General features: G+C 74.0%; 19 protein-coding genes. 10 read left to right on the forward strand and 9 right to left on the reverse strand.

Annotation, left to right across the window (positions count from 1 at the left end; all coding sequences use genetic code 11):
• Nucleotides 1-58: 58 nt before the first annotated feature.
• From ACSNOK_RS13490 to ACSNOK_RS13500, 3 genes are all read right to left on the reverse strand, one after another.
• Nucleotides 59-604 carry a hypothetical protein gene (locus tag ACSNOK_RS13490; protein WP_436780869.1) on the reverse strand — a complete coding sequence of 182 codons (546 nt, stop codon included), beginning with the start codon at nucleotides 602-604 and terminating at the stop codon, nucleotides 59-61.
• Nucleotides 605-951: 347 nt separating this feature from the next.
• Nucleotides 952-2,829 carry an MFS transporter gene (locus tag ACSNOK_RS13495; protein ID WP_436780870.1) on the reverse strand — a complete coding sequence of 626 codons (1,878 nt, stop codon included), beginning with the start codon at nucleotides 2,827-2,829 and terminating at the stop codon, nucleotides 952-954.
• A gap of 345 nt (nucleotides 2,830-3,174) precedes the next feature.
• Nucleotides 3,175-5,673 (reverse strand): D-alanyl-D-alanine carboxypeptidase family protein, encoded by a 2,499-nt coding sequence (locus ACSNOK_RS13500; RefSeq protein ID WP_436780871.1) that lies wholly within the window; start codon nucleotides 5,671-5,673, stop codon nucleotides 3,175-3,177.
• Between the two features lie 258 nt (nucleotides 5,674-5,931).
• Between ACSNOK_RS13500 and ACSNOK_RS13505 the strand changes: the two genes are divergently transcribed.
• From ACSNOK_RS13505 to ACSNOK_RS13515, 3 genes are all read left to right on the forward strand, one after another.
• The gene (locus ACSNOK_RS13505; RefSeq protein ID WP_436780872.1) at nucleotides 5,932-6,723 is read left to right on the forward strand and encodes a GOLPH3/VPS74 family protein; all 792 of its coding nucleotides are present in this window, start codon (nucleotides 5,932-5,934) and stop codon (nucleotides 6,721-6,723) included.
• A 916-nt stretch (nucleotides 6,724-7,639) separates the two neighbouring features.
• Entirely contained in the window at nucleotides 7,640-8,515 is an 876-nt protein-coding gene (locus ACSNOK_RS13510; protein ID WP_436780873.1) for a helix-turn-helix domain-containing protein, read from the forward strand.
• 199 nt (nucleotides 8,516-8,714) lie between these two features.
• Entirely contained in the window at nucleotides 8,715-8,909 is a 195-nt protein-coding gene (locus tag ACSNOK_RS13515) for a DUF397 domain-containing protein (RefSeq protein WP_436780874.1), read from the forward strand.
• Nucleotides 8,910-9,167: 258 nt separating this feature from the next.
• Here ACSNOK_RS13515 and ACSNOK_RS13520 read toward each other — a convergent pair whose 3' ends face one another.
• Nucleotides 9,168-10,286, reverse strand: coding sequence for an ADP-ribosylglycohydrolase family protein (locus tag ACSNOK_RS13520; protein ID WP_436780875.1), 1,119 nt, complete (start codon nucleotides 10,284-10,286; stop codon nucleotides 9,168-9,170).
• A gap of 127 nt (nucleotides 10,287-10,413) precedes the next feature.
• Nucleotides 10,414-11,643, reverse strand: coding sequence for a hypothetical protein (locus tag ACSNOK_RS13525; protein WP_436780876.1), 1,230 nt, complete (start codon nucleotides 11,641-11,643; stop codon nucleotides 10,414-10,416).
• A gap of 233 nt (nucleotides 11,644-11,876) precedes the next feature.
• On the opposite strand from ACSNOK_RS13525, the gene ACSNOK_RS13530 reads away from it, so the two are divergent.
• The gene (locus ACSNOK_RS13530; RefSeq protein ID WP_436780887.1) at nucleotides 11,877-13,076 is read left to right on the forward strand and encodes an amidinotransferase; all 1,200 of its coding nucleotides are present in this window, start codon (nucleotides 11,877-11,879) and stop codon (nucleotides 13,074-13,076) included.
• 45 nt (nucleotides 13,077-13,121) lie between these two features.
• Here ACSNOK_RS13530 and ACSNOK_RS13535 read toward each other — a convergent pair whose 3' ends face one another.
• Together ACSNOK_RS13535 and ACSNOK_RS13540 are read right to left on the reverse strand one after the other, a co-directional pair.
• A complete protein-coding gene (locus tag ACSNOK_RS13535; RefSeq protein WP_436780877.1) occupies nucleotides 13,122-15,719 on the reverse strand; it encodes a bifunctional FO biosynthesis protein CofGH in 2,598 nt (865 codons plus the stop codon).
• Between the two features lie 215 nt (nucleotides 15,720-15,934).
• Entirely contained in the window at nucleotides 15,935-16,792 is an 858-nt protein-coding gene (locus ACSNOK_RS13540; protein ID WP_436780878.1) for a TIGR03619 family F420-dependent LLM class oxidoreductase, read from the reverse strand.
• Nucleotides 16,793-17,086: 294 nt separating this feature from the next.
• On the opposite strand from ACSNOK_RS13540, the gene ACSNOK_RS13545 reads away from it, so the two are divergent.
• The 5 genes from ACSNOK_RS13545 to ACSNOK_RS13565 all read left to right on the forward strand — a co-directional run bounded on the left by ACSNOK_RS13545 (nucleotide 17,087) and on the right by ACSNOK_RS13565 (nucleotide 21,338).
• A complete protein-coding gene (locus ACSNOK_RS13545; protein WP_436780879.1) occupies nucleotides 17,087-18,598 on the forward strand; it encodes a CehA/McbA family metallohydrolase in 1,512 nt (503 codons plus the stop codon).
• 393 nt (nucleotides 18,599-18,991) lie between these two features.
• A complete protein-coding gene (locus tag ACSNOK_RS13550) occupies nucleotides 18,992-19,798 on the forward strand; it encodes a YbaB/EbfC family nucleoid-associated protein (RefSeq protein WP_436780880.1) in 807 nt (268 codons plus the stop codon).
• A gap of 22 nt (nucleotides 19,799-19,820) precedes the next feature.
• Nucleotides 19,821-20,126: a hypothetical protein gene (locus tag ACSNOK_RS13555; protein ID WP_436780881.1), complete on the forward strand. Its 306-nt coding sequence runs from the start codon at nucleotides 19,821-19,823 to the stop codon at nucleotides 20,124-20,126.
• Nucleotides 20,127-20,203: 77 nt separating this feature from the next.
• A complete protein-coding gene (locus ACSNOK_RS13560; protein ID WP_436780882.1) occupies nucleotides 20,204-20,938 on the forward strand; it encodes a hypothetical protein in 735 nt (244 codons plus the stop codon).
• A gap of 61 nt (nucleotides 20,939-20,999) precedes the next feature.
• Nucleotides 21,000-21,338, forward strand: a complete 339-nt coding sequence (locus tag ACSNOK_RS13565; protein ID WP_436780883.1) for a hypothetical protein — start codon at nucleotides 21,000-21,002, stop codon at nucleotides 21,336-21,338.
• 25 nt (nucleotides 21,339-21,363) lie between these two features.
• Here ACSNOK_RS13565 and ACSNOK_RS13570 read toward each other — a convergent pair whose 3' ends face one another.
• A complete protein-coding gene (locus tag ACSNOK_RS13570) occupies nucleotides 21,364-21,579 on the reverse strand; it encodes a hypothetical protein (RefSeq protein WP_436780884.1) in 216 nt (71 codons plus the stop codon).
• 68 nt (nucleotides 21,580-21,647) lie between these two features.
• The gene (locus ACSNOK_RS13575; RefSeq protein ID WP_436780885.1) at nucleotides 21,648-22,529 is read right to left on the reverse strand and encodes a MerR family transcriptional regulator; all 882 of its coding nucleotides are present in this window, start codon (nucleotides 22,527-22,529) and stop codon (nucleotides 21,648-21,650) included.
• Between the two features lie 228 nt (nucleotides 22,530-22,757).
• Between ACSNOK_RS13575 and ACSNOK_RS13580 the strand changes: the two genes are divergently transcribed.
• A complete protein-coding gene (locus ACSNOK_RS13580; protein ID WP_436780886.1) occupies nucleotides 22,758-23,456 on the forward strand; it encodes a hypothetical protein in 699 nt (232 codons plus the stop codon).
• Nucleotides 23,457-23,523: the final 67 nt, after the last annotated feature.

Consider the following 23,523-nt stretch of genomic DNA (forward strand, 5'->3'; position numbering starts at 1 on the left):
GTACCGGCCCACGTCGGGGCCGGGGCCGGTACCGGGGGCCGGCGGGCGGAACGGGCGCTCAGGCCCGGTCGGTGCCCGCGCGGCGGCGCAGGAACCAGGTGCCGCCCACCGCGGCGGCGCCCAGCACGGCCGCGCCCGCGATGATCTCGGCCGTGCCCGAGCCCTCGCTGGTGCCGCCGGCGCCGGTCTGCATGCCGCCCTTCGGCGGGGTCGCCGGCTTGCCGGGCTTGGTGGGGCCGGAGGTCGGCGAGCCGGTGGTGACGACCAGGTCGCCGGTGGCTTCCTTGCCGTTCTTGCACTTCACACCGATGCCGTAAGTGCCGGCCTTGGCCGCCTCCGGCACGGTGAACTGGCCGACCACCAGCTCCTTGTGGGTGCCCGGCTTGAGCTCGAACGCCGAGGGACCGCCGACGGCGCTCGCGTCACCGGAGCCGACTCCGTGCTTGCCGCAGGCGAGCGTGCTCACCGTGACCGTCGCGCCCGGCGACGCGGTGCCCGGCTCGATCTCCAGCTTGTCGAAGTCCCCGGCGAAGGCGGGAACGCAGGGCAGCCCGGCGACGGCTATGGTCAGGACGGCTCCGGCCAGCACTCGTGCAGTACGCATGCTCGTTCCTCCGTGCGCGGACGCGGCACACCGATGTGCCGCAGCAGGTGGGAGGTTCCGCGCACTTCCGAGCGAAACGGTCCGTGGCCGGTGCCGCACGCCGCGCGACGACGAACGGGTGATCTCCGTCGGGCGGGGGCCCGTGCCGACGGACGGGTGACGGACGTCCGCCGGACGGGGCACGCCACCGGCGCGGCCCGCACTCCCGGGCGGCGGCCGGTGGTACGGGCGGTGTCGGCGGTACGCCCGGACGCCCGTGATTCGCGCAGGCGCCGGCGGTACGGGGGCGGAGGCCGGTGTTGGCCCCGGGAGGAAGCCCCGGAGCCGTAGCCGTCGCCGAGCGGCCGCTAGGGCGCCATGTCGTCCGGGCAGCCGGTGCCGCGCGGCAGCTTGTACGGCGCGCCGATGCGGTACGTCCCGGGGTGCGGCGCGTGCAGCACCGTCCAGTCGTCCTCGGGGTCGTCCTCGCCCGGCGGCTGCTCGACCTTCTTCGTGAGACAGCCCCGCTCGTTCACCGCCGGCCCTCCGTCGGGCCCGGCTTTCGGCGGCTCGACGGGCTTGCCGGACTCGTCCACCAGCCCCAGCCAGGGCGTGTAGGGGATCCGGATGAGGACGGGACCGGCGGACGGCACGGTGAGGGAGAGCTCGTCGGCGTCCGCGCGCAGCACCTCCGCGGGGGGCGCGGCGAGCGGCGTCGGGTTCTTGACGGCGAAGAGCCGCCAGTTCGAGTCCGACCACACCTCGTCGAGGTAGGGCTGGCCCTTGCCGACGAGCTCGGCCTCCTTGACGGCGGCGTGGTCCGGCTCGCCGATCGGCAGGACCACGTAGTGCACGGCCCAGCGGTCGAGCCAGGTGCGGTAGCTCTGCGGGTTGAGCAGGCCCTCCTTGTAGAAGACCGGGTTCCGCTTCATGTCGGCCTGCCGGTTCCAGCCGCGGGCCAGATTGACGTACGGAGCGAGGGCGGACGCCTCGCGGTGGCTGCGGGCGGGGACCACCTCGACCCGGCCGCGGTCGGCGTCGACCTTCTGCAGCCGGTCCACGAGGGGGGCCATCTCACGGGCCCAGGAAGCGGCGGGGGTGGTGTTGATGATGTCGGCGGTGGAGTTCACCACCTGCCAGACGGTCACCGTGACCAGCGCGAGGAGGGACGCGATCCACATCCGGCCGGTGCGGAACCACTGCGCCCGCGACGGCACCTCGGCCTCCTGCAGGGCGGCGAGCAGCACCACACCACCGAAGATCATGCCGAGCCGGGCGATGTTGGTGCCGATCTGGGAGGGGATCAGCCACACCAGTATCACGCCGAGCACGTACAGCCCGGCCGTCATCCGGACCGTCCGCCAGGAGCGCGGGGCGAAGAGCAGCGCGAAAACGCCCGAGAGCAGGGGCAGCACCGTCGAGGGGACGTCCATCGGCTGCTGCCCGGAGAACGGGAAGAGCCACGCCGACAGGCCCACCACCACGACCGGCGCCAGCCCCAGCGAGTAGGAGGCGGCACGGCGTTTGCCCAGCCACAGCGCGGCGGCCACTATGCCGACGAAGAGGCCGGCCACCGGGCTGGACGCCGTCGCCAGGCCCGCCATCAGGGCGGCGAGCAGCGCCCGCGGCCAGCGGTACCGGCGCTCGGCGCGCCAGCGCGTCGGCCAGGCGAATATCACCGCCACCGCCGCCAGGCCGAACATGGAGCCCAGGGCGAACGTCACCCGCCCGGAGATCGCGTTGCAGACCAGCGCGAAGGCGCCGTACAGCGACGGCCACAACGGCTGCCGGACGGCCTTGCTGCGCACCAGCAGCAGTGCGATCAGCCCGGACGCGAGGGTGCCCGCGATCATCATCGTGGGCCGCACGCCGAGCTGCGCCATCAGGTACGGCGAGATCACGCTGTACGAGACGGGGTGCATGCCGCCGTACCAGGCGAGGTTGTACGCGGAGGTCGGGTGCTGGAGCGCGAACTCGGCCCAGGCGTCCTGCGCCGCGAGATCACCACCGCTGTTGGCGAACACGAACCGCCACACCACGTGCAGCACCGCGGCCACGAACAGGGTGACGGGCACGGTACCGGTGAGCGCCGCGCGGGCCCGCGGCCACGCCCCTGGGCGCGCCGAAGCGGCGCCCGTCCCTGCCGGTGCGGCGCCTGTCCTGTGCTGCTCTTCGGTTCTCCCGGCCCGCGCCGGGCCCACGGTGCTCACTGCGGCTCTCCCCGTCTCCCCGAGGTCTTCCCCCATCTTCCCGCATGCTCCGACCGCCCCTGGTTTCCCGGGTCCCCCGGCTACGCAGTCCGGTCCGGCACGCGACGGGCCCGCTACCTGCGCGGGCCCCGCGCGACGCTAGCACGGGCGGCATCCGCGGCCCGTGCCGTCACCAGGCGCCCCGGCCCCTGAGGAGGCCCCGGGAGAGGGCCCTGGAGCTGGCTCGGGGTTCGCGGCCCAGGCCGGGCCTCCTGACGCGCGGGACTCCCGGCGCTCAGGGCCTCCCGGCCCGCACGCCGCCCGGCCTCCGGCAGCGAAACGGCTCCCGGCCCGTACGCGCGTACGGGCCGGGAGCCGGTGCTCCGGCCGGAGCGGCCCCGCTCAGCCGAGGCGGATCAGCTTCGAGCCGAAGGACGGCTCGCTCAGCGCCTTCTGCAGCGCCACCGGGACCCGCACCGCGTCGGGCCCGCTGCCGACGACGAGGTCGCCGACGACGGTGCCCGCCTTGGCCGAGTGCGGCAGGGCCGCGCCCTTCTTCTTGTCCAGGGAGAACTTCGCCCGGAGGCCGCCCCAGCCGTAGCCCTTGACGTCCTTGGTGGCGACGACCGGCGTCTTCCCGCCGAGCTGGTCGTCGACGTACCCGACGACCTGCCCCTTCTTGACCACGACCGCCTGCTGGAGGGCGTTCTGGACGGCGGTCAGCTGCTCGTAGCTGACGCGCTTGACCATCTTGAGGCTCATCTCGGCGTTGACGTCCGGACCGCCCTTGAAGTGCTGGTCCATGGTGGCGCCGACGATCAGCACCTCCTCGCCGTTCAGCCGCTTGCGGGCCGCCCACATCAGGGTGCCGCCGGCCGGCGAGGACGAGCCCGTCTTGATGCCCAGCACACCGGTGTGCTTGATCAACAGGTCGTCGATGTTGCTGTTGATGCCCTTGTCGAGGCCCTTGATCGGGGTGTTGGGCTTGGTGGTGATGGACCGGATGATGGGGTTCCGGATGACCTGCTCGGCGAGCAGCACCTGGTCGACGGCGGTGCTCACGGTGGTCTTGTTGAGACCACTGGGGTCCGTGTAGTTCGTGTTCTTCATGCCGAGCTGCTTGGCGGTGTCGTTCATCTTCTTGAGGAACGCCTCCTCCGAGCCGGCGTCCCACCGCGCGAGCAGGCGGGCGATGTTGTTCCCGGACGGAATCAGCAGCATCTGGAGCATGTCGTACTCCGAGAACCGCTGCCCGGCCCGCAGGCCGCGGATCGCCGACTCGTCCTTGGCCTCGCCCTCCTTCTCCGCCCGCGGGTCGATGGTGACGGCCGGGCCCTGCTCGGGAATGTCCTGGCCCTGGCTCTTGCGCATCTTCAGCGGGTGGTCACGGAGCACGATGTACGCCGTCATGACCTTGGCCATGCTCGCCGTCGGCACCGGCTTCTGCGGCCCGTAGGTACCGAGGTCGCCGACACCGAGCACCTTGGCGGCGGACTGGCCCTCCGTGGGCCACTTCATGTCGAACTTCTCGCCGCCGAAGGTGTAGGCGGCCTGCTTGCCCCGCACCAGCGACGCGTCCGGCAGCGGACGGAAGGCCTGCACGACACAGAAGACGATCAGCAGGAGCACCACTATGGGCGTCCAGATCTTCACCCGGCGCATGACCGTCCGCACCGGCGTCTCCGGCGGGGGCGGGGTGTTGGTCAGCTGGGCCAGGAGGTCCAGCGGTGCCTGCTTCTCGCCGTCCGGGCCGACCGGAAGGGGCGTCTGAGCCGTGCGCTCGGGGCCGCCGGGGCCCGCCGGGGCGGACGCCGGGCGGGCGGCGGGTGCGGGCGGGGTGACCTTCACCGGCACGGCGGGACGGTCCTGCGTCGCGGCACGCGCGGACGCGGCGGACGAGCCGGCCGCCGCCGCGGCGGCGCCCGAGGCGGCCTTCTTGCCGAGCGCCGGCGCGTCGTCGTCCGACTTCAGCGGGACGAACCGGCTGTTCCGGGCCGGGTCGGCGGCGGGCGGGACGGCGGGGGCCTTGAGCAGCGCGGTCGGCTGGTCGGCGGGCGTGGAACCGGAGGGCTCGCGTCCGTCGCGGTCGCCGGCGCGGTCGCCGGCGCGGTCGCGGGCTTCCTTCGAGGCGCCGTCGCCCTTCGTCCCGGCGGTCCCGGCGGTCCCGGCGGACGCCGCTCGCTCCGGGCGGACGACGCCGAAGGCGGCGGTCGGCCGGTCCACGGGCCGGGCGTCCGCGCCGTCGCGCCCGGCGCCGTTCTTCGGACGCGCGGCGGCGTCACGCGCGGCGGCGTCGGCCGGCGCCGGGGTCGGGGCCTTGATCAGCTGCGTCGGCTGGTCGGTGGAGGACGCGTCGGAGGACGCCGTTCCGGAGGAGGAAGGCTTTCCGTCACGGCCACCCCCGGCGCCCGGGGAAACGTCCTTGGAGCCGTCCTTGGAGCCGTCCTTGGAACCGTTCTCGAAGCCGTTCTCGGAACCGTTCGCGGAGCTCTCCTTGGAGCCCTCGTCGTCCGCGTCGGCCATCCAGGCCGCCACGGCCGCCTTCAACCGGGCGTCACCCTGCGGCACCCGCCCCGCTCCCCCGGCGCCGGGCTTTGCAGTCGCATCGCTTTCCGCGTCCGCCTCGGAGTCCGCCGAGGAGGCACCCGAGGCCGAAGAAGCGCTCGAAGCCGACGAAGCGCCGGACGGCGTGGCGGCACGCGCGTCGCCGCCGTCGCCGCGCTCGTCGCCGTCCGCGGTGTCGTCGTGTTCGTTCCGCTCCGCGCGGGCACCGGTGCCACCGGCCACGGTCACGGCCGTCCCGGACTCCCTGCGCGCCCCGAGCCTCGGGTCGCGCTCACCGCCGGCCGCCTCCCCCGACGGCTTCCCCTGCTCAGACTTGTCGGGGGACTCGCCCGCCACCGATGCCTCCTCGATTCCACGCCGTACGCCGGGGCGGAGCGCACCGCGCTCCGCCGTTCCCGACATTCTCAACGTCTACCAGTGTGCTTTGCCCTCGGCGTGCCACCGCGCGACCACCCGACAGGCGGCTTCCCCGGCTTCACCCATGTGCAAGACGAGACGACATACCTACCGGTTCCCGCCCGAAGTCACCACGCACTCTCGACAGACCAATGTGAGAGGGGTCACCCTGTCACTCATCCACGCGGGGAGGCATGGATGGGCAGGAGCCGCAGAACAATTCCGGAGGAGCTTCTGCTGCTCGCCTTGGACCCGGCCACCGGGACCACGGCGCAGCCGCAGTCGCTCGACCTCGGTCTCGCCGGAGCCCAGCTAGTGGAGCTGGCTCTGGCCGGACGGATAGCCCCAGACGGGGATCGTATCGCCGTGGTGATGCCACGGCCGACAGGAGATCCGACCCTGGACACCGCGCTCGAACTGCTGCGCCGCCGCGGCAGTCCGGTCCGCGCGGTCCACTGGATCGGCGGGCCCCGGCTGGGGCTGCGTCAGACGTACCTCACCCATCTGGAGCGGTGCGGCATGGTGCACGCCGTCGCCGGCCAGATGTGCGGGGTGCTGCCGACCACCCGGTACCAGGCGACGGACACGGCCATCAGCCGGGAGATCAGGGCCCGGCTGGACAGCGCGATCCGCACCGGCGTGCCGCCGGACCCGCGGACCGCGGCGCTCGCCGCCCTGGCCCACGCGGTCGGCCTGGGCAAGCACCTCTATCCGGGCAACGAGGGCCGCTCGTCGCGCTCCAGGCTCCGGGACCTCATCCGGCACGACCCGATGGGCGGGCTGGTGGCGCACGCCGTGATGGACGTGCAGAACGGCGTCGCGGCGCAGCCGCGCCGGGCCGCGGCCGTCGCCGGTGGCGGTGGTGGCGGTGGGAACGGCGGCTCGGGCCGGCGGACGGCAGCCGTCCGCAGCGGCGTCGCACCTGCTGAAACCGTTCCTCAGCAAGCGGGGCACCGCGGCGGGGTCATGGCACGCGCGGTGGCCTCGTAACGCTCGGCAGGAGCACCGGACGGGCGACACGCCGTACTCCGGTGACACCCGGCACGGTGAACGCCGGGCGCGGTGGTGAACCCCGGGTTCCGTGGCGCACGGCGGGTTCGGCGGTAAGCGTCGGGTCGGGTGCCGGACATCGGGCGGCGGTGACCGCCGGGTTCGGCCACCGTCGGCTCGGCGGTCACGGCCGGCCCGACGGACACTGGCCGGGTCGACGGTCGCACCCGGCTCGGCGGTCACGACCGGCCCGACGGACACCGTGGCCCCGGCCGGCGTCCGGCGTTGACGTCCACCGCCGTCACCACCCGCCGTACGCGTCACCCTCGCCACGCACCACGCTCCACGCACCACGAACCGGCGCACTCCGCACCACCCGCCGGCGCCGCCTCACCGGACGCCGTCGGCGGGATCCGTCGGCGGCGTCCACGCGACGTCGTACCGCCGCGCCGCGGCACCAACGGGCGGCGCGGCACCGGCGCGTCCGCGGAGCGGTCAACTCCGGCCACGGGCGCGGCGGTCCCGGTGAGGTGACGGCCGCGACGGAGCGCTGACCCGGCCGTCGCGCGGCGTCCGACGGGCGGTGAACCGTTCCGCCGGTCGGCACCGGCACGCACCACCGCCCCCCGGCCGCGGAACCGGAGCGTCCGTGCCACGGCGGATCGCGGGGCGGCAACTCCCCGGCCCCCACGGGGAACGCCGAAACGGAATCGCGGCCTACGGCGCGATCGAGCACCCCGGCGCACCCCGAAGCACAGTGGGCGCACCGCCGGGCGCGTCCGGCGGGGATGTCGCCGTCGTGACCACGGTCACCGCGAGCGGATCCTGTGTCCGCGTTTTCCAGCGCCGCCCCGGCCGGTGGTGGCAGGCTGCGGGAGCAGGAGACAGCAGCATGACGGAGCCGGAGGTGCGTCCCGTGGCGTCCAGTGTCAATCCCACCGTAAGGCGGCGCCGCTTGGGGCAGGAGCTGCGCAAGCTCCGCGAGCTCAAGGGGATGACGGCGGAGGAGGTCGCCGAACGGCTGCTGGTGTCGCAGTCGAAGATCAGCAGGCTGGAGAACGGCCGCCGCAGCATCAGCCAGCGCGACGTCCGCGATCTCTGCGGGGTGTACGGGGTCGAGGACCACCGCATCGTCGATTCGCTGATGCAGATGGCCAAGGAGTCGCGGCAGCAAGGCTGGTGGCACGCGTTCGGCGACATCCCCTACAGCGTCTACATCGGCCTGGAGACGGACGCGGCCTCGCTGCGCATCTACGAGGCGTCCCTCGTGCCCGGCCTGCTCCAGACGCCCGGTTACGCCAGTGCCGTCACCGAGGGTTCCTGGCCGGAGGCCACCACGGCGGAGGTCGAGCGCCGGGTGCAGGTGCGGATGCGGCGGCAGGAGCGCATCAGCGACCCGGACAACCCGCTGCGCCTCTGGGCGGTCATCGACGAGGCGGCGCTGCGCCGGGTGGTCGGCAGCCGGGCCGTGATGTGCGAACAGCTGGAGCACCTGGTGGAGTTCAGCCTCCAGCCGCACATCACCGTGCAGGTGCTGCCGTACGACGTGGGCGCGCACCCCGGCATGTACGGGAAGTTCTGCATCCTGGAGTTCCACGACCCGCAGGACGCGAGCACGGTGTACCTGGAGGGGATCACCAGCGACCTCTACCTGGAGAAGCCGAACGACGTCCAGGCGTACAGCGTGATGTACGAGCATTTGCGGATGCAGGCGCTGAACGCCGAGCACTCACGGCAGTTCATGCTCCGCGTCGCCGAGGAGTACCGGGCCGCCGACGACGCCCGCGCATGACCGCCGCAAGTCCCCCTCGCCACGCGGGAGGCGGAACGGTACACCTGTCGCAGCCTCCGGGGAAGAGGTGCCTGGAATATGCCATCCGGTCGGGTGAACAGCCAGCTCAGCATCTGATGTTGGCGCGTACCGTCGGTTCCACCTCGGGAAACCGGCGTTTCTGACCACAGGCAGTACTCACAGGCAACGGAGCAACACCATGGCCATTCAGCAGGGCAAGTCCACCTGGCGGAAGTCCTCCTACTCGCTGGCGCACGGCGACTGCGTGGAGGTCGCCTCCCCCCTTCCCCGCGCCATCGCGGTCCGCGACTCCAAGGACCCGAAGAGCCCGGTGCTCGGCTTCACCCCCGAGGCGTGGAGCGCGTTCACGGCGACCGTCGTGGACGGCGAGTGACGCGACGCACCGGTCCGTACCGACGCGCGTCATAGCCGAGCCCTACGCGGACGGCAGGGCAGGGCCGTGGTGGGAGATCCGGCGGCGGCACCCGGGGGCCACACCCCTCCGAGACCCTCGGGTGACACGTCGCCGCCGGGCACCGGCCCACGGGGTACGGACCGACGGGTGCGGACCCCGGGCGGCGCCTCCGGCCGGCTCCCTCGGTCGTCTCCCTCGGCCGGCTCCCCGGACGGTACGCCCGCCCGACTCCCCGCCTCAGGCCCGCGGGTACCGCGCCAGCCAGGCGGCGGAGGAACCGGCCGGGCCGTGCGGTGCGGCGCCCTGGGTGAGTTCCATGGCGAAGTCGTCGGCGAGTTCGAGGATCGTGCCCCGCCCCTCCAGCTCGGCGAGCCAGGCCGCCGGGAGCTCCGTCTCCCCGTGCAGGGCGCCGAGCAGGTTGCCGCAGACCGACCCGGTGGAGTCGGAGTCCCCACCGTGGTTGACGGCGAGCAGCAGCCCGTGGCGCACGTCCTCGGCGACGAGCGCGCAGTAGACGCCCATCGCCAGGGCCTCCTCCGCCACCCACCCCTGGCCCAGCGTCTCCAGGCGCTCCGCCGTCGGCGGGCCCTGCCGCACCGCGTCCAGGGCCCGGGTCAGGGCGTCGGTCGTCTCCTCGTGCCCCGGCCGTTCGGCCAGCAGGGCCAGGGCCCCGCGCACCGCGGCCTCCAGGGTCCCGCCGCGGGCGACGCCATGCACGATGGCGGCGAAGGCCGCGGCGGCGAGTATCCCCGTCGGGTGCCCGTGCGTCTGCGCGGCGCACTCGGCGGCCAGCCGGAAGACGAGGGCGGGGTCCCGGTCGACGAGCAGGCCGAAGGGCGCGGACCGCATCACCGTGCCGCACCCCTTGGAGCCGGGGTTCTTCGGCGCCTCCAGGGTGCCCATCCGGTCGTCGGCGAGCCCGCTCAGGCAGGCGGCGCCGGGGGCCCGCCGGGCGTACAGCCACTCCTGGCGGACGAGCCACCCGGCGTCCGGCTCCCGCTCGTCCGGCCCCCACTCCCGCTGGGTGGCGGCCCACCGCAGGTACGCGCGGTGGACGTCGGCCGCGGGGTTCCAGGCGCCGGCGTCCCGGCGGACGTGCGCCCGTATCAGCCCTTCCACCGTGAACAGCGTCATCTGGGTGTCGTCGGTGACGGCCCCCCGGCGTCCGTAGGCGGGGACGTAGTCCCGGACGCCGTCCGGGCCGTGGGCGGCACGGATCTCCTCCAGCGAGGAGAACTCGATGCCCGCGCCCAGCGCGTCGCCGATGGCGCCGCCCAGCAGGCAGCCCCGTACCCGGGACCGGAAGTCCCGCTGTTCGGCCCGGCCCCACAGCGTGGTGCCCGCGGTCGTCGTCATGTTCCGGCCTCCCGGTGTCGGCTGCGTTCGGTCGGCGTTCCGGCGGCGGCGGGACCGGCACTCCGGCCGGCCGCCGCCGCGGAAAGCGGATCCGCTGACGGGGGAAAGGGGTCCGCGTACCGCGGCGTCAGTGTGCCGCGGCCGGACGGACCGTCTTCATGATCTTGTCGATCTGCTCCTCGGACAGCGCGTCCGGGACGCCCTGGTCCGCGTAGATCACCCAGCCGTGGAACGTGCCGTCCGGCAGCTTCCGCGCGATGCTCTTCACGATCGCGGTGGGCGGCACACAGGCGCTCGGCCGGTGGGTGACCTTGACCTTGGCGGTCGCGGTGTAGCCCTCGATGCCGTTGTGCTTCCACGGCGTCGCCTGCCCGACCTCGATCTTCGGCTTGTTCGCGCCGATGCCGCCGTAGGCCATGACGCCCCAGTTCCCGGCCCAGTTGCGGGCGTTGGTCTGGAGGTCGCCGTCCTTGCCGCCGCCGGTGGTGCCGACGGTGGCGAGCTGGCCCTTGCCGGCCTCGCCGAAGGTGTCGGGGTTGGGGTTCGACGAGCAGCCGCCCTCGCGGAAGTTGGCGGTGCCGGACATCGCGACGACCGGCTTGCCCTTGTCGGTGTACGAGATCATCGTGTCACCGGGCAGGACCTTCCACTTCTCCTCCTTGCCGGGGACGTCGTAGGCGAAGCCGTGCCGCTCGTAGTCCTGCGTCTGCCAGCCCGCGGGCGCCTGGTAGCCGCCGTCCGCCGGCTTGTCGGCGCCGCCCGGGGCGGACGCGGAGGCCGAGGCCTGCGGGCCGGAGGGGTCCTTGGGCGCGGTGGACGCCCCCTTGGCGTCCTCCTTCTTGTCGTCGTCGGCACCGCTCTGCAGCGCGAACGCGATACCGCCGCCGATGACCGCCAGGGCGACGACACCACCGACGATGGCGAGCACCTTCTTGTTCTTCCGCCCCGGGGGCGGCGTGGGCGCCGGCGCCATGCCCGGACCGCCGCCGTACGGGCCCGCGCCGTACGGTCCGGGGGCGCCGCCGGGCACGGGGCCGGGCGGCGGTACGGGCCCCCGCCCCTGCTGCGCGGCCCCGGCGCCCGGCACGGGACCGGGCGGCGGCACCGGCGCGCCCGCGCCCACGGGCCCCGGCGGCGGGGGCGGCGACGGTACGGCGGGCTGCTGGCCGATCATGGTCGGCTGGGCATGGCCCGTTCCCTCGGGCCCCCAGGTCGGCGGCGGACCGAACCCGTTGCCCTGGGGGGCCTGTGGGGAGTGCGGCTGACCGCCCGGAGGCGGCGGCGGACCCGGCTGCGCGGGCTGCTGCCCGTTGTGGTGGGGCTGCCGGGGCTGTGGGGGGTTCTGGGGCGAAGACATGCGGGACACCTTATGCGGGTGACTGTCGCCGTCCGATCGAGCCCGTGCGACAGATCCGCAACACCCGCCCGCGCTCCGCCCGGTGCTCTCGCACGGCGCGACGCGCGCTCCCGCTCCGGCGCGCGGGCGGAGCCTCACCCCCGTCCGCACGGATCACTCATCCCGTCTCCGCGACGCTCGCCGCCCAGCCGGATACAGTGAGTCACCGGCTGGCGGGGAGAAAGCGGTTGAGCATGGAGGAAAAACGGACATCCGGCATTCCTGACGACACCGTCGTCGGTGTCACGCCGAACGGCCCCGGCACGGGCGGCGAGAAGCCCACTCCGGGTGCGCCCCCGGCCGTCCCCGAACCGGCCGGCCCGCCCGTCAACTCGCACAACGAGTGGGATCCGCTGGAGGAGGTCATCGTCGGGCGCCTCGACGGCGCGGTCATCCCCTCCGCGCATCCGGTCGTCGGCTGCAACCTCCCGTCCTGGGCGGCCCGTGCGCAGGGCCTCGCCGCCGGTCGCCGGTACCCGCGCGTCCTGGTCGAACGGGCGCGGCACGAGCTCGACCGGTTCGTCACCCTGCTGGGCGCGCTCGGCGTCACGGTCAGGCGTCCGGACGCGGTCGACCACAAGCGGCGGTTCGCCACCCCCGACTGGTCGTCACGCGGCTTCTGCAACACCTGTCCCCGCGACTGCCTGCTGGTGATCGGCGACGAGATCATCGAGACGCCGATGGCGTGGCCGTGCCGCTACTTCGAGACCCACTCCTACCGCACGCTCCTCAAGGACTACTTCCGGCGCGGCGCGCGCTGGACGGCGGCCCCCAAGCCGCAGCTCACCGAGGAGCTGTACGAGGCGGACTTCCGCCCTCCGGGGCCGGGCGAGCCCCCGCGCACCATCCTCACGGAGTTCGAGCCGGTCTTCGACGCGGCCGACTTCGTACGGGCCGGGCGCGACCTGTTCGTCACCCGCGGCAACGTCACCAACCGCATGGGCGTCGAGTGGCTCCGCCGCCACCTCGGGCCGGGCTACCGGATCCACGAGATCGAGAGCCGCTGCCGCACCCCCATGCACATCGACACCACCTTTCTCCCGCTCGCCCCCGGCAAGGTCCTGGTCAACCCCGAGTACGTCGACGTCGACCGGCTGCCGGACGTCCTGCGCTCATGGGACGTCCTGGTCGCCCCGGAGCCCGACCCGATCGACGACCGGCTGCTCAGGCTCACCTCGATGTGCGGCAAGTGGCTCAGCCTGAACGTGCTCGTCATCGACGGCCACCGGGTCATCGCGGAGCGGCACCACACGGGCATGCTGCGCGCCCTGGAGCGGTGGGGGTTCGAGCCGATCCCGTGCGACCTGCTGCACTACGCGCCGTTCGGCGGCTCGTTCCACTGCGCGACGCTCGACGTGCGGCGGCGCGGCACGCTCGAGTCGTACGTCGACTGACCGCGCCGCGCCCCGGGGAGCCGGGGGCCTACCCGCGCGGGAGCCCTAGTCGTTCCCCAGCACCGGCAGCAGCTCCGGAAGGTGCCCGTCGGACGCCTCGGCCGCCCGCCGCCGCTCCTCCGGCATCTCGCCGTACAGCGTCGTCCGGGGCCGGGCGGGCCGGCCCGCGGCCTCGGCGATGGCGACGAGGTCGCGCACCGAGCGGTAGGAGCCGTAGGAGGAGCCCGCCATCCGGGAGATGGTCTCCTCCATCAGCGTGCCGCCCAGGTCGTTGGCGCCGGAGCGCAGCATCTCGGCCGCGCCCTCGGCGCCCAGCTTCACCCAGCTGGTCTGGATGTTGGTGATGTGCGGGTGGAGCAGGACCCGGGCCATCGCGGTCACGGCCCGGTTGTCGCGCATGGTCGGCCCCGGCCGCGCGATGCCGGCGAGGTAGACGGGAGCGTTGGTGTGGATGAAGGGGAGCGTCACGAACTCCGTGAAGCCGCCGGTCTCCTGCTGGATCTCCACCAGCTTCCGGAAGTGGCCGAGCCAGTGCCGGGGCTGGTCCACGTGCCCGTACATCATCGTGGACGAGCTGCGGATGCCCAGGGAGTGCGCGGTGGTGACGACCTCCACCCAGTCCTTCGTCGGCAGCTTGCCCTTGGTGAGCACCCAGCGGACCTCGTCGTCGAGGATCTCGGCGGCCGTGCCGGGGATGCTGTCGAGGCCGGCCTCCTTGGCGGCCGCGAGCCAGTCGCGGATCGAAAGACCGGTCCTGGACGCGCCGTTGACGACCTCCATCGGCGAGAAGGCGTGCACGTGCATCCCCGGGACCCGCTGCTTCACCGCCCGCGCGATGTCGAAGTAGGCGGTACCGGGCAGGTCGGGGTGGATGCCGCCCTGCATGCACACCTCGACGGCGCCGACCTCCCACGCCTGCTGGGCCCGGTCGGCGACCTGGTCGAGGGAGAGGGTGTAGGCGTCGGCGTCGGTGCGGCGCTGGGCGAAGGCGCAGAACCGGCAGCCGGTGTAGCAGACGTTGGTGAAGTTGATGTTGCGGGTGACGATGTACGTGACGTCGTCGCCGACCGTGGCCCGCCGCAGGTCGTCGGCGATGCCGCAGAGGGCGTCCAGCGCCGGCCCGTCGGCGTGCAGGAGGGCCAGCGCCTCGGCGTCGGTCAGCCGCGTCGGGTCGTCGGCGGCCTGCTTGAGCGCCGTCCGTACGTCCCCGTCCAGCCGCTCGGGGGCCATGCCGGGGGCGGCGGCCTCCCGGAGCGCCTCCCAGTCGCCGTAGACCTCGTCGAAGTCGGCGCGCCGGTCGCCGGTGCGGCCCTCGCTGTCGATGGTGCGGTGCAGGTCGGTGCGGCCGCTGGGGACGAACACCTCCTCCGGTTCCTGCCAGGGGCGGCCCTCGACGACGGCGTCCTCGCGCGCCAGCCCGGTCTCCGGGTCGGCGAGTGCCCGGACGTGCGGGAGGACGCGCGGGTCCAGCCAGGGTTCGCCGCGCTGGATGAACTCCGGGTAGACGGCGAGACGTTCCCTCAGCTCGAACCCCTCGGCGGCGGACCGTGCCGCGAGCTCGTCGATCTGCGGCCAGGGCCGCTCGGGGTTGACGTGGTCCGGGGTGAGCGGCGAGACGCCGCCCCAGTCGTCGACGCCCGCCCGGATGAGCCGGCCGAACTCCTCGTCCACCAGGTTCGGCGGCGCCTGGAGGCAGGCGGACGGGCCCATGATGTGCCGGGCGACGGCGACCGTGGCGACCAGGTCGTCGAGCTCCGCGTCGGGCATGCCGCGCATCGCCGTGTCCGGCTTGGCGCGGAAGTTCTGCAGGATGAGCTCCTGGATGCCGTGGTACGCGCGGGAGACGCGGCGCAGCGCGAACAGCGACTCGGCGCGCTCCTCCACCGTCTCCCCGATCCCCAGCAGCAGCCCGCTGGTGAGCGGCACCGAGCTGCGGCCCGCGTCCTCCAGGTGCCGCAGCCGGACGGCGGGCTCCTTGTCGGGCGAGCCGTGGTGCGGGCCGCCGGGCTCGCTCCACAGCCGGGTGGCGGTGGTCTCCAGCATCAGGCCCATGGACGGGGAGACGGGCTTGAGCCGCTGGAAGTCCGTCCACGACATGACGCCCGGGTTCAGGTGGGGCAGCAGCCCGGTCTCCTCCAGGATCCGGATGGAGATCGCCCGGACGTAGGCGAGGGTGTCGTCGTAGCCGTGCGCGTCCAGCCACTCGCGGGCCTCGGGCCAGCGGTCCTCCGGCTTGTCGCCGAGGGTGATCAGGGCTTCCTTGCAGCCCATCGCCGCGCCCCGGCGGGCGACGGCCAGCACCTCGTCCGGGGACATGAACATCCCCTCGCCCGCCCGGCGCAGCTTGCCGGGGACGGTGGCGAAGGTGCAGTAGTGGCAGCGGTCGCGGCAGAGGCGGGTGAGGGGGATGAAGACGCTCTTGGAGTAAGTGATGACCCCGGGCCGGCCCGCGGCCTCCAGCCCCGCGTCCCGGACGCGGGCGGCCGAGGCGCAGAGGTCCTCCAGATCCTCCCCGCGCGCCTGGAGCAGCACGGCCGCCTCGGTGACGTCCAGCGCGACGCCGTCCCGGGCCCGTTTGAGCGCGCGTCGCATCGCGTTCGCGGTCGGCGGTGGCGAGACGGGCCGTTGTGCGCTCGAAGTCATCCCCCGAGCATACGAGGGCAAAGGGGGGATGCCAGGGGGCATCCCGCCAGGGTTTTTGTGCCGATGCTCACGGTTCGTCAGGCGGGGGGGTGCCCCGGTCCCGCCCTTTCGCCGTTTCCTGGGGCTGCCGCCCCAGACCCCGCTTGTCGCGGCTTCGCCGCTCGTCCTCAAACGCCGGACGGGCTGGATAGTGCGCCCTTCAGCCCATCCGGCGTTTACAGAAACTCCGCATGCGCGTCCAGCGCCCGCAGCACCTCCCCCTCCCCCGCCGCCGGCAGCCCGACCACGACCTCCTCGATGCCCAGCTCGGCGAGGTGCGCCAGCTTGCCCGCCGACGGGTGGACGGCGTACGGCACGACGGCCGGCTCGCCCGGCCGGCCCGCGTCCGCCCAGGCCTGCCGCAGCCGGGGCAGCGCCTCGCGCAGCCCGCCGCCGCCGATCGGCAGCCAGCCGTCCGCGTACTCCGCGACGGCCGCGAACAGCGCCGGCCCGGCGGACCCGCCGATCAGCGTCCGGGGCCCGACGAGCGCCCGCGCGCCGACCCGCTGCCGCGGGGGCGTCACCGGCTTGGGATACGCCCAGCTCGCCCGGACGGACGCGAACTCGCCGTCGTACGCCGTGGGTTCCTCCTCCCACAGGGCCCGCATCAGCGCCATCCGGTCCCGGACCAGCCGGCGCCGCGTCCGCCACTCGACGCCGTGGTCGGCGGCCTCCTCGACGTTCCAGCCGTAGCCGATGCCGAGGGTGAACCGGCCGCCGCTGAGGTGATCCAGGGTGGCGGCCTGCTTGGCGAGGACGACGGGATCGTGCTGGGCGACGAGGGCGACCCCCGTCCCCACGGTGATCCGGTGGGTGACGGCGGCGGCCTGGGCCAGCGCGACGAACGGGTCGAACGCCCGCCCGTACTCGCGGGGCAGCGGATCGCCCATCGGCGCGGGCGTCTTCCGCTCGACCGGGATGTGGGTGTGCTGGGGCAAGTAGAGACCCGAGAAGCCGCGCTGTTCGAGCTCTCGGGCGAGCCGGACCGGGGTGATCGTCTCGTCCGTGAGGAAGACCGTGGTCGCGATCCGCATGCGGGAGAACCTCCGTCTGTCGCCTGTACCCACGGTAATCCCTGGGAGGCCGTCCGTGACCCATGTCGAACGGGCGACACACGACCGTCATCCGCCGTCCTTCGCACCGCCCGTTCCACGGGACGCGTGGAGGGCGTAGAACGGTGGGATCCGGTCCGGTCCGCGGCGGCGCGCGGGCGGGACGGCGTGAGAAGGCGCGGCGCGAACGGGCACGGCACGAGAAGGCGCGGGACGAGAAGGCACACGACCGGCACACGACTGATCGAGCGGCTCACGACGGCGCTGGAGGTCCGGGTGGAACGGCGGGATGTCCTGAAACTGACGGCTGTCGCGGGAGCGGCGGGTGCCCTTAGGCTCGACGGTGTGACGTTCGCTCACGCCGCCGGCCCCCCGGGTCCCGGCGGCAGCGGCACGACGGAGACGCGCGGAGTGACCGGCAGGCTGCCGGCCGGCGCGCCCGACTTCGTCTACCTCCCCGTGGAAGTGCCGCGCGGCGTCCGGGAGATCGCGGTCTCGTACGCCTACGACCGGCCGCCCGTCCCGCCCGGCGTACCGGGCAACGCCTGTGACATCGGGATCTTCGACGAGCGCGGTACCGGCCCCGACGGCTTCCGGGGCTGGTCGGGCGGCGCCCGTACGGAGTTCGCGATCAGCGCCGAGCGGGCCACCCCCGGCTATCTGGCCGGTCCCGTCCGGCCCGGCACCTGGCACGTCGTCCTCGGCCCGTACACGGTGGCGCCGCGCGGGATGGCGTACGAGGTGACCGTGACCCTCCGGTACGGGCCGCCGGGGACGACGCCGAAGCCCGTGTACCCGCCGCGGCGGGCGAAGGGCCGCGGCAGGTCCTGGTACCGGGGCGACGGCCACCTGCACAGCGTCCACTCGGACGGCCTCCGCACCCCGGCCGGTATCGCGGCGGCGGCGCGCGCCGCCGGGCTCGACTGGATCGTCACCACCGAGCACAACACCACCTCCGGTCACGCCGCCTGGGAGGGCCTGTGGGGCGACGACCTGCTGATCCTCACCGGTGAGGAGGTCACCACCCGCAACGGCCACGTCCTGGCCCTGGGCACCGAACCCGGCACCTTCGTCGACTGGCGCCACCGCGCCCGGGACGGCGTCTTCGGCCGCCACGCCAGGGCGATCCGGCGCGCCGGCGGCCTGGTCGTCCCGGCCCACCCGTACGGCACGTGCGTCGGCTGCTCCTGGAAGTTCGGCTACGAGCACGCGGACGCGGTGGAGGTGTGGAACGGCCCGTTCACGCCGGACGACGAGATGGCCGTCGCGACCTGGGACGCCCTGCTCGCCACCGCCGCCCGCGGGGACGGGCCCTGGCTGCCCGCCATGGGCAACAGCGACGCCCATCGCGAGCCGCAGACCGTGGGGCTCCCCCAGACGGTCGTCCTGGCCGACGAGTTGTCCCACGACGCCGTGCTGGAGGGCATCCGCGCCGGCCGCAGCTGGATCGCCGAGTCGCGGGCGGTCGGTCTGTCCTTCACCGCCACGACCGGCGGCGGCGCCCACGCGGGCATCGGGGAGCGGCTGCCGGCGGGCCCCGGTACCGAGGTGACCGTCCGGCTGGCGGTCACCGGCGCGCCGGCGGGCTGCACGGCGGCGCTGGTGACGGACCAGGGCACGGTGGTGTCCGTACCGCTTCCGGCGGACGGACGGGTGGAGTGGCGGACGACGCCCGCGCGTTCGGCTTACGTACGCGCGGAAGTCCGCCGCCCGGCGACGGTGGCGGAGCTCCCGGGGGCGATGGTGGCGATGACCAATCCGGTGTTCCTGGGGCGAGTTGGCCACTGAGGTGCGAATCGAGCCCAGGGCGGACGAGAACGTACAGGTGAGGACGTACGGCGCGCCCGGCGGGCGTCGGCTCGTACGCGATCGTTCGGTTGGCGGGGCGTGAACAAAGCGTGCCCGGCGGGTTGTTGGAGAGCGGCGGAAAAGGCACGAGTGACGCTCGACACGCGCAATAACCCCTTGCCCTAAGGGATCCGGCCACCATCGCCACCGGCGGTGATGCCTCACCGTGGCCGGCCACACCACTCCCGTACCCCCCGCGCGTCAAGCGGGCCGTTCGCAGATCCCTCGGCCGGGTGAGCGCAGCGTGTTAGCGTGCACGCCACGTCAAGCGGGCGGCGTCGCGCACCTTTCCCGAAAAGAGCCGGCTCCGTGCCGTGCTACGAAGGGGGATCGGTGAACGGCGACCCGTTCGCGGACTTGCACCAGGTCCGGGACCATATCCAGGGCATTCAGCGGCTGATGTCGGACATGCGGGAACGCGTACCGCGGGAGGTGACCGGCAGCGATCCCCAGGGAGCCGTCACCGTACGGCTCGCGGCGGACGGCCTGCCGGAGCGCGTCGCCCTCGTCACGGACTGGCAGCGCCGGCAGGCGCCGGCGGCCCTGTCCGCCGCCGTCACCGCGGCCTACGAGTCCGCGCTGCGGGAACGGCTGGAGGACTGGTCGCGTTCGCTGGAGGAAACCGGCTGGGAGCGCAGGGCCGAACAGCTTGACGCCACCTCGCCGTTCACGGCCGCCTCGCCGCACACCGCCGACACTTCCGGCACCTCGGGCACCTCAAGCACCGCACCGCCCTCCGCGGCCCCCACGGCCGCCGCACCGGAGCTGCCGGAACTCGACCTGCGGTACGTCCTCCCGCGCCGGCTCGACGAGGTGACCGAGGAACTGCTGTCCCTCTTCGACCTCGACGGGATCGCGGGGTCCGACGCGGCCGAACCCGAGACGTTCACGGGGAAGTCGGCCGGCGGACAGGTGACCGTCACCGTGGCCCAGGGTTCGCTGGTGTCCTGCTCCGTCGACCCGGCGTGGGCGGACGGCCGGTCCGCCGTGCGGCTGAACCAGGCCCTCGCCGAGGCCCTGTCCGACGCCCGCGACCGGCTCGTCGCCGGCTCCTCGCGGGGGCCGTCCGCGCTCCAGCTCGACGGCCTGTTCAAGGAGGCCATGGCGATCCTCGGCGACCCGGCGCGGTTCGCCGACTGACCACCACCGGAGGAACCAGCCCATGGGCGACCCCGACCTCAAGGTCATCACCGACGGCATCCGCACCGACGCGCGCATGTGGGACCGGCAGAGCGCCCTGCTCGACGGCATCCACAACACCGTGGAGGGCCTGCGCATGACGCGCCTGGAAGCCGGCCTGTTCCAGGTCCTCGTGTCCGCCTATACGGACGCGGTGAACCAGATCTCCTCCCGGACCTCCGAGGGACGGGACCGCACGAAGGAGGTCGCGGACGCGCTGGCGGTCAACGCCCGCGCCTACGACGACCACGAAGTGGACACCACGAAGAGCGTCTCCAAGGCGTACTGATCACGTCTCGGTACCGGTTGGTGCCGGAGGGACCAGAGCACAGCACAGCGCACCGCACGGCACAACCAGGGGGAATCGTGGCATTCAACGCCGCGCAGTACACGGCGACCATCGACAAACTGAACTCCGGCCTGACCAGCCTGACGACGAAACTGAACCAGGTCGGCCCGAAGGCCGAGTCCACCGCGAACAAGTGGTACGTGCCCGACTTCGTCGCCAAAGCGCTGATCTGGTGCGCCAACAAGCTCGTCGAGCTGGGCAAGTGGATCCTGAACAAGATCGGCGAGCTACTCAAGGGCGCCGCCGTCCCCGTGACCGCCTTCAAGGACGCCTGGACCTGGCAGCACGACGTGCGCGGGCACGCCACCGACGTGGCCGGCAACGTCGCCGCCGACGCGCTCCGGGCCCCCAAGCAGTGGAAGGGCGACGGCGCGACCGCCTACACGGCCGCCGTGAAGCTCCAGCCCACCGCGGCGACACAGATCGCCACCAGCGCCGACAAGATCGCGACCGCCCTGACGCTCTGCGCCGTCGCGGGGCTGGCCTTCTACGTGGCTCTCGGCGTCATCCTGGTCAAGTTCATCGCCGCCATCGTCGCGGCCATCGCCGCCTTCGGCTCGGTGGTGTTCTCGTGGGCCGGCGCGGCCATCGTCGTGGAGGAGGCCGGCGTCAACACCGCGCTCGTCATCACCGCCGTCACCACGCTGGTCGCCGCGCTCGGCACGCAGGCGCAGCAGATGACGGCCGTGGAGGGCGAGGCGAAGGACAACCGGGCGTTCCCGGGCGGCCAGTGGCCGGTCGCCACGGCCTGATCCCCCATCGCAGCGCCGTAGCTCCGGAACGCGTCACGCCACGACAGGAGGCACCCGCCCCATGACCGTCCCCCGCCTGGCCCTGTGGTGCGGCGCGGCCGGCGCCTTCGTCCTGGCCGTCCTCGCCTACGCCGGCCGGAACATCTGGGCCCTCGCCCTGTGTACCGTGCTCGGGACGGTGTGCGCGGGCGCCGCGGAGGTGTACGCGGACCGCAGGAGGAAGCGGGACTGGTACACCCGGACCTTCGCCTCCCTCGACGAACTGCGCGCCGCCGTCGACGCCCCCGCCCTGCGCCGGATCCGTGACGAGCGAGGCGTGCCGGCGGCGGTGCGGGCGCTCCGCGGAACGTACCCGTCACTGCCGCTGGCGGAGGCGGCCAGGCTGGTCAGGACGTTGTGAGGGGTGTCGGGCCCGAGGGCTCCGCTCAGGACGTCCGCCGGGCCCGCGCGGCGCGCGAGAGGCGGAGGAAGCGGCTCAGCCACAGCACGGCCAGGGCGGACGGAAGGGCGACGGCGGGCACGTCCCAGGGCAGCGCGCCGAACGCCGCCAGGGCGCAGCAGGCCGGGAGGGCCAACAGGAGGAGCGGGAACAGCGGGATCAGGGCGTGGACGGCGCGGGAGCGGGCGGTCATGGCGGTCATGCCGGAGTCCTTTCTTCTGCGGTGTTCTGCCGTGTGCCGGACGTTGACGTTGACGGGGCGGTCCGCGCTCAGCCGCCGCCCGCCCGACGGGCCGCGTCCAGGTAGGCGGAGAGGTCCCGCCAGTCGTCCGCCGGGGCGTCCGGAGTGCCGGACAGGGCGGCGGGATCCTCGTCCCACGCCTTCCTGACCCCCGCCGAGACGTCCCGGTCGCCGCCGGTGAACAGCGTGCCCAGTTCGTCCATCCGGGCCGCCAGCCGCCGCACCCGGGGGTCGCCGGGCGGCACGCCGTCCGTGCGCAGCCGTTCCGCCCGGCGGTAGAGCTCGGGCCATTCGACCTCCAGCAGGTAGTGCGCGGCGGGGCCGAGGCCGGCGCCACGGGCGCGCAGCACCTCGACGGCGTCGGTTTCCAGGTGGCGGCGCAGCACCCGCTCGCCGTGGACGGCGACTCCGCCCGTCGCGCGCAGGGCGTCGAGCAGCGGGCCGGCCGGGGAGGCGGGGGGCCGGCGGGCCGTTTCGGGTGCGGTTCCGGGCCGCCGGCCCTCGGCCGTACCCCCGTCACCGCCCACGCATCCGCCCGCGTCGCCGCCCGCGCGTCCGCCCGTGCCTCCGGGCCCGGTCAGCGCGTCCCGCAGTCGGACGAGCCGCTGCCGGAGGGTGCCGAGGCGGGCGAGCGACGCCTCCACCTCGGCCAAGTGGTCGCGGACGACGCGGGCGGGGTCGACGCCGGAGTCGAGGCAGAGGCCGATCGTCTCCAGGCCGAGCCCCAGGCCGCGCAGCGCGAGCACCTGGTACAGCCGGACGAGGTCGGTCTCCGTGTACTCCCGGTGCCCGCCGGCGGTACGCCGGGACGGGCTGAGCAGCCCGATGTCGTCCCAGTGGTGCAGGGTGCGCACGGTCAGCCCGGCGGCCTCGGCCAGCGGGCCCACGCGCCAGGTCGTGGAAGCGGTCATGCCACCACCCTGCATCCTCACGCGGCGTGAGGTTCAAGTCGCGCCCCGGCCGACGCCTCCGCCCCCGCTCCTCCACCCGCAACCGCCCTGCCGGGGCCTGCCGAACGGCAGAACCGGCCCCCTCCCCGGCCCGGCGGATCCGCCGATCGGCAGATGGTGGTGCGTTCCCGCCGCCGGAAGAGTGGTGATCACCGGCAGGGAGCCGGCCGGGAACGAGGGGAGTTCGCCATGTGGGGCAGCCGAGGACGCGGGAACGGCGGGAGCATCCGGCAAGGCGCCGCCGGCCGTCGGCGCGGGACGGTGGCCGCGGCCCTCGCGACCGCCGCCGCCTGCGCCGCCATCTCGGGGCTCGGCCCCGCCGCCTCCGCCTCGGACGCGCCGGCGGCCGACGCCGTAGCGGCGGTGGAGACCGCCCCGACGGCCCGGGTGACCGGATCGGCGCGCCTCGACTTCTCCTACGCGCCCAAGGACGTCATCCGCTTCTCGGTCGACGCGCGGGCCGTACCGTTCAGCCGCCCGCTGCCCGGCCCGCACCTGGAACACGGCCTGCCGACCGACGCGCGGGGGACGGTCACCTGGTCGCACTGGGTGGCCGCCACCCACGAGACCCGCCGGGCCGAGGCCGCCGTGGACTGCCTGGTCACGGGCGGGGACACGGCGACGTTCACCGCCGTCGTCACCAAGTCCGCGGACCCCTCGGAGATCGGCGCGCGGTACGGGTTCAGCGCCAGGACCGGCGGGCCGGGCAAGGGGCGGTTCGGCTTCCACTGGGCGGTGGGCAACGTGGACGTCGTCAAGGGCGTCCCCGGTTCGGCACGCGTCGGGACGTGCATGGCCCCCGCCCCGTTCACCCCCCTGAAGTCGGGCGGCTTCACCGTCCGGCACGCGGAGCTGCCCTCACTGCCCGCCGGGCGGGAACGGGGCTGAGACCGCCGTCCGGCCGTCCCACGGCCCCGCGCGACCGTGCCGCGACGGGCCTGGACGACCGGACGGC

The sequence above is a fragment of the Streptomyces sp. URMC 126 genome (assembly GCF_051386555.1).
Lineage (GTDB): Bacteria > Actinomycetota > Actinomycetes > Streptomycetales > Streptomycetaceae > Streptomyces.

Coding starts and splice junctions, on each gene's coding strand:
- ACSNOK_RS13490 (WP_436780869.1), bottom strand. CDS start 604: ATGCGTACTGCACGAGTGCTGGCCGGAGCCGTCCTGACCATAGCCGTC.
- ACSNOK_RS13580 (WP_436780886.1), top strand. CDS start 22,758: ATGTGGGGCAGCCGAGGACGCGGGAACGGCGGGAGCATCCGGCAAGGC.
- ACSNOK_RS13535 (WP_436780877.1), bottom strand. CDS start 15,719: ATGACTTCGAGCGCACAACGGCCCGTCTCGCCACCGCCGACCGCGAAC.
- ACSNOK_RS13515 (WP_436780874.1), top strand. CDS start 8,715: ATGGCCATTCAGCAGGGCAAGTCCACCTGGCGGAAGTCCTCCTACTCG.
- ACSNOK_RS13575 (WP_436780885.1), bottom strand. CDS start 22,529: ATGACCGCTTCCACGACCTGGCGCGTGGGCCCGCTGGCCGAGGCCGCC.
- ACSNOK_RS13525 (WP_436780876.1), bottom strand. CDS start 11,643: ATGTCTTCGCCCCAGAACCCCCCACAGCCCCGGCAGCCCCACCACAAC.
- ACSNOK_RS13505 (WP_436780872.1), top strand. CDS start 5,932: ATGGGCAGGAGCCGCAGAACAATTCCGGAGGAGCTTCTGCTGCTCGCC.
- ACSNOK_RS13570 (WP_436780884.1), bottom strand. CDS start 21,579: ATGACCGCCATGACCGCCCGCTCCCGCGCCGTCCACGCCCTGATCCCG.
- ACSNOK_RS13495 (WP_436780870.1), bottom strand. CDS start 2,829: ATGGGGGAAGACCTCGGGGAGACGGGGAGAGCCGCAGTGAGCACCGTG.
- ACSNOK_RS13565 (WP_436780883.1), top strand. CDS start 21,000: ATGACCGTCCCCCGCCTGGCCCTGTGGTGCGGCGCGGCCGGCGCCTTC.
- ACSNOK_RS13555 (WP_436780881.1), top strand. CDS start 19,821: ATGGGCGACCCCGACCTCAAGGTCATCACCGACGGCATCCGCACCGAC.
- ACSNOK_RS13530 (WP_436780887.1), top strand. CDS start 11,877: ATGGAGGAAAAACGGACATCCGGCATTCCTGACGACACCGTCGTCGGT.
- ACSNOK_RS13520 (WP_436780875.1), bottom strand. CDS start 10,286: ATGACGACGACCGCGGGCACCACGCTGTGGGGCCGGGCCGAACAGCGG.
- ACSNOK_RS13540 (WP_436780878.1), bottom strand. CDS start 16,792: ATGCGGATCGCGACCACGGTCTTCCTCACGGACGAGACGATCACCCCG.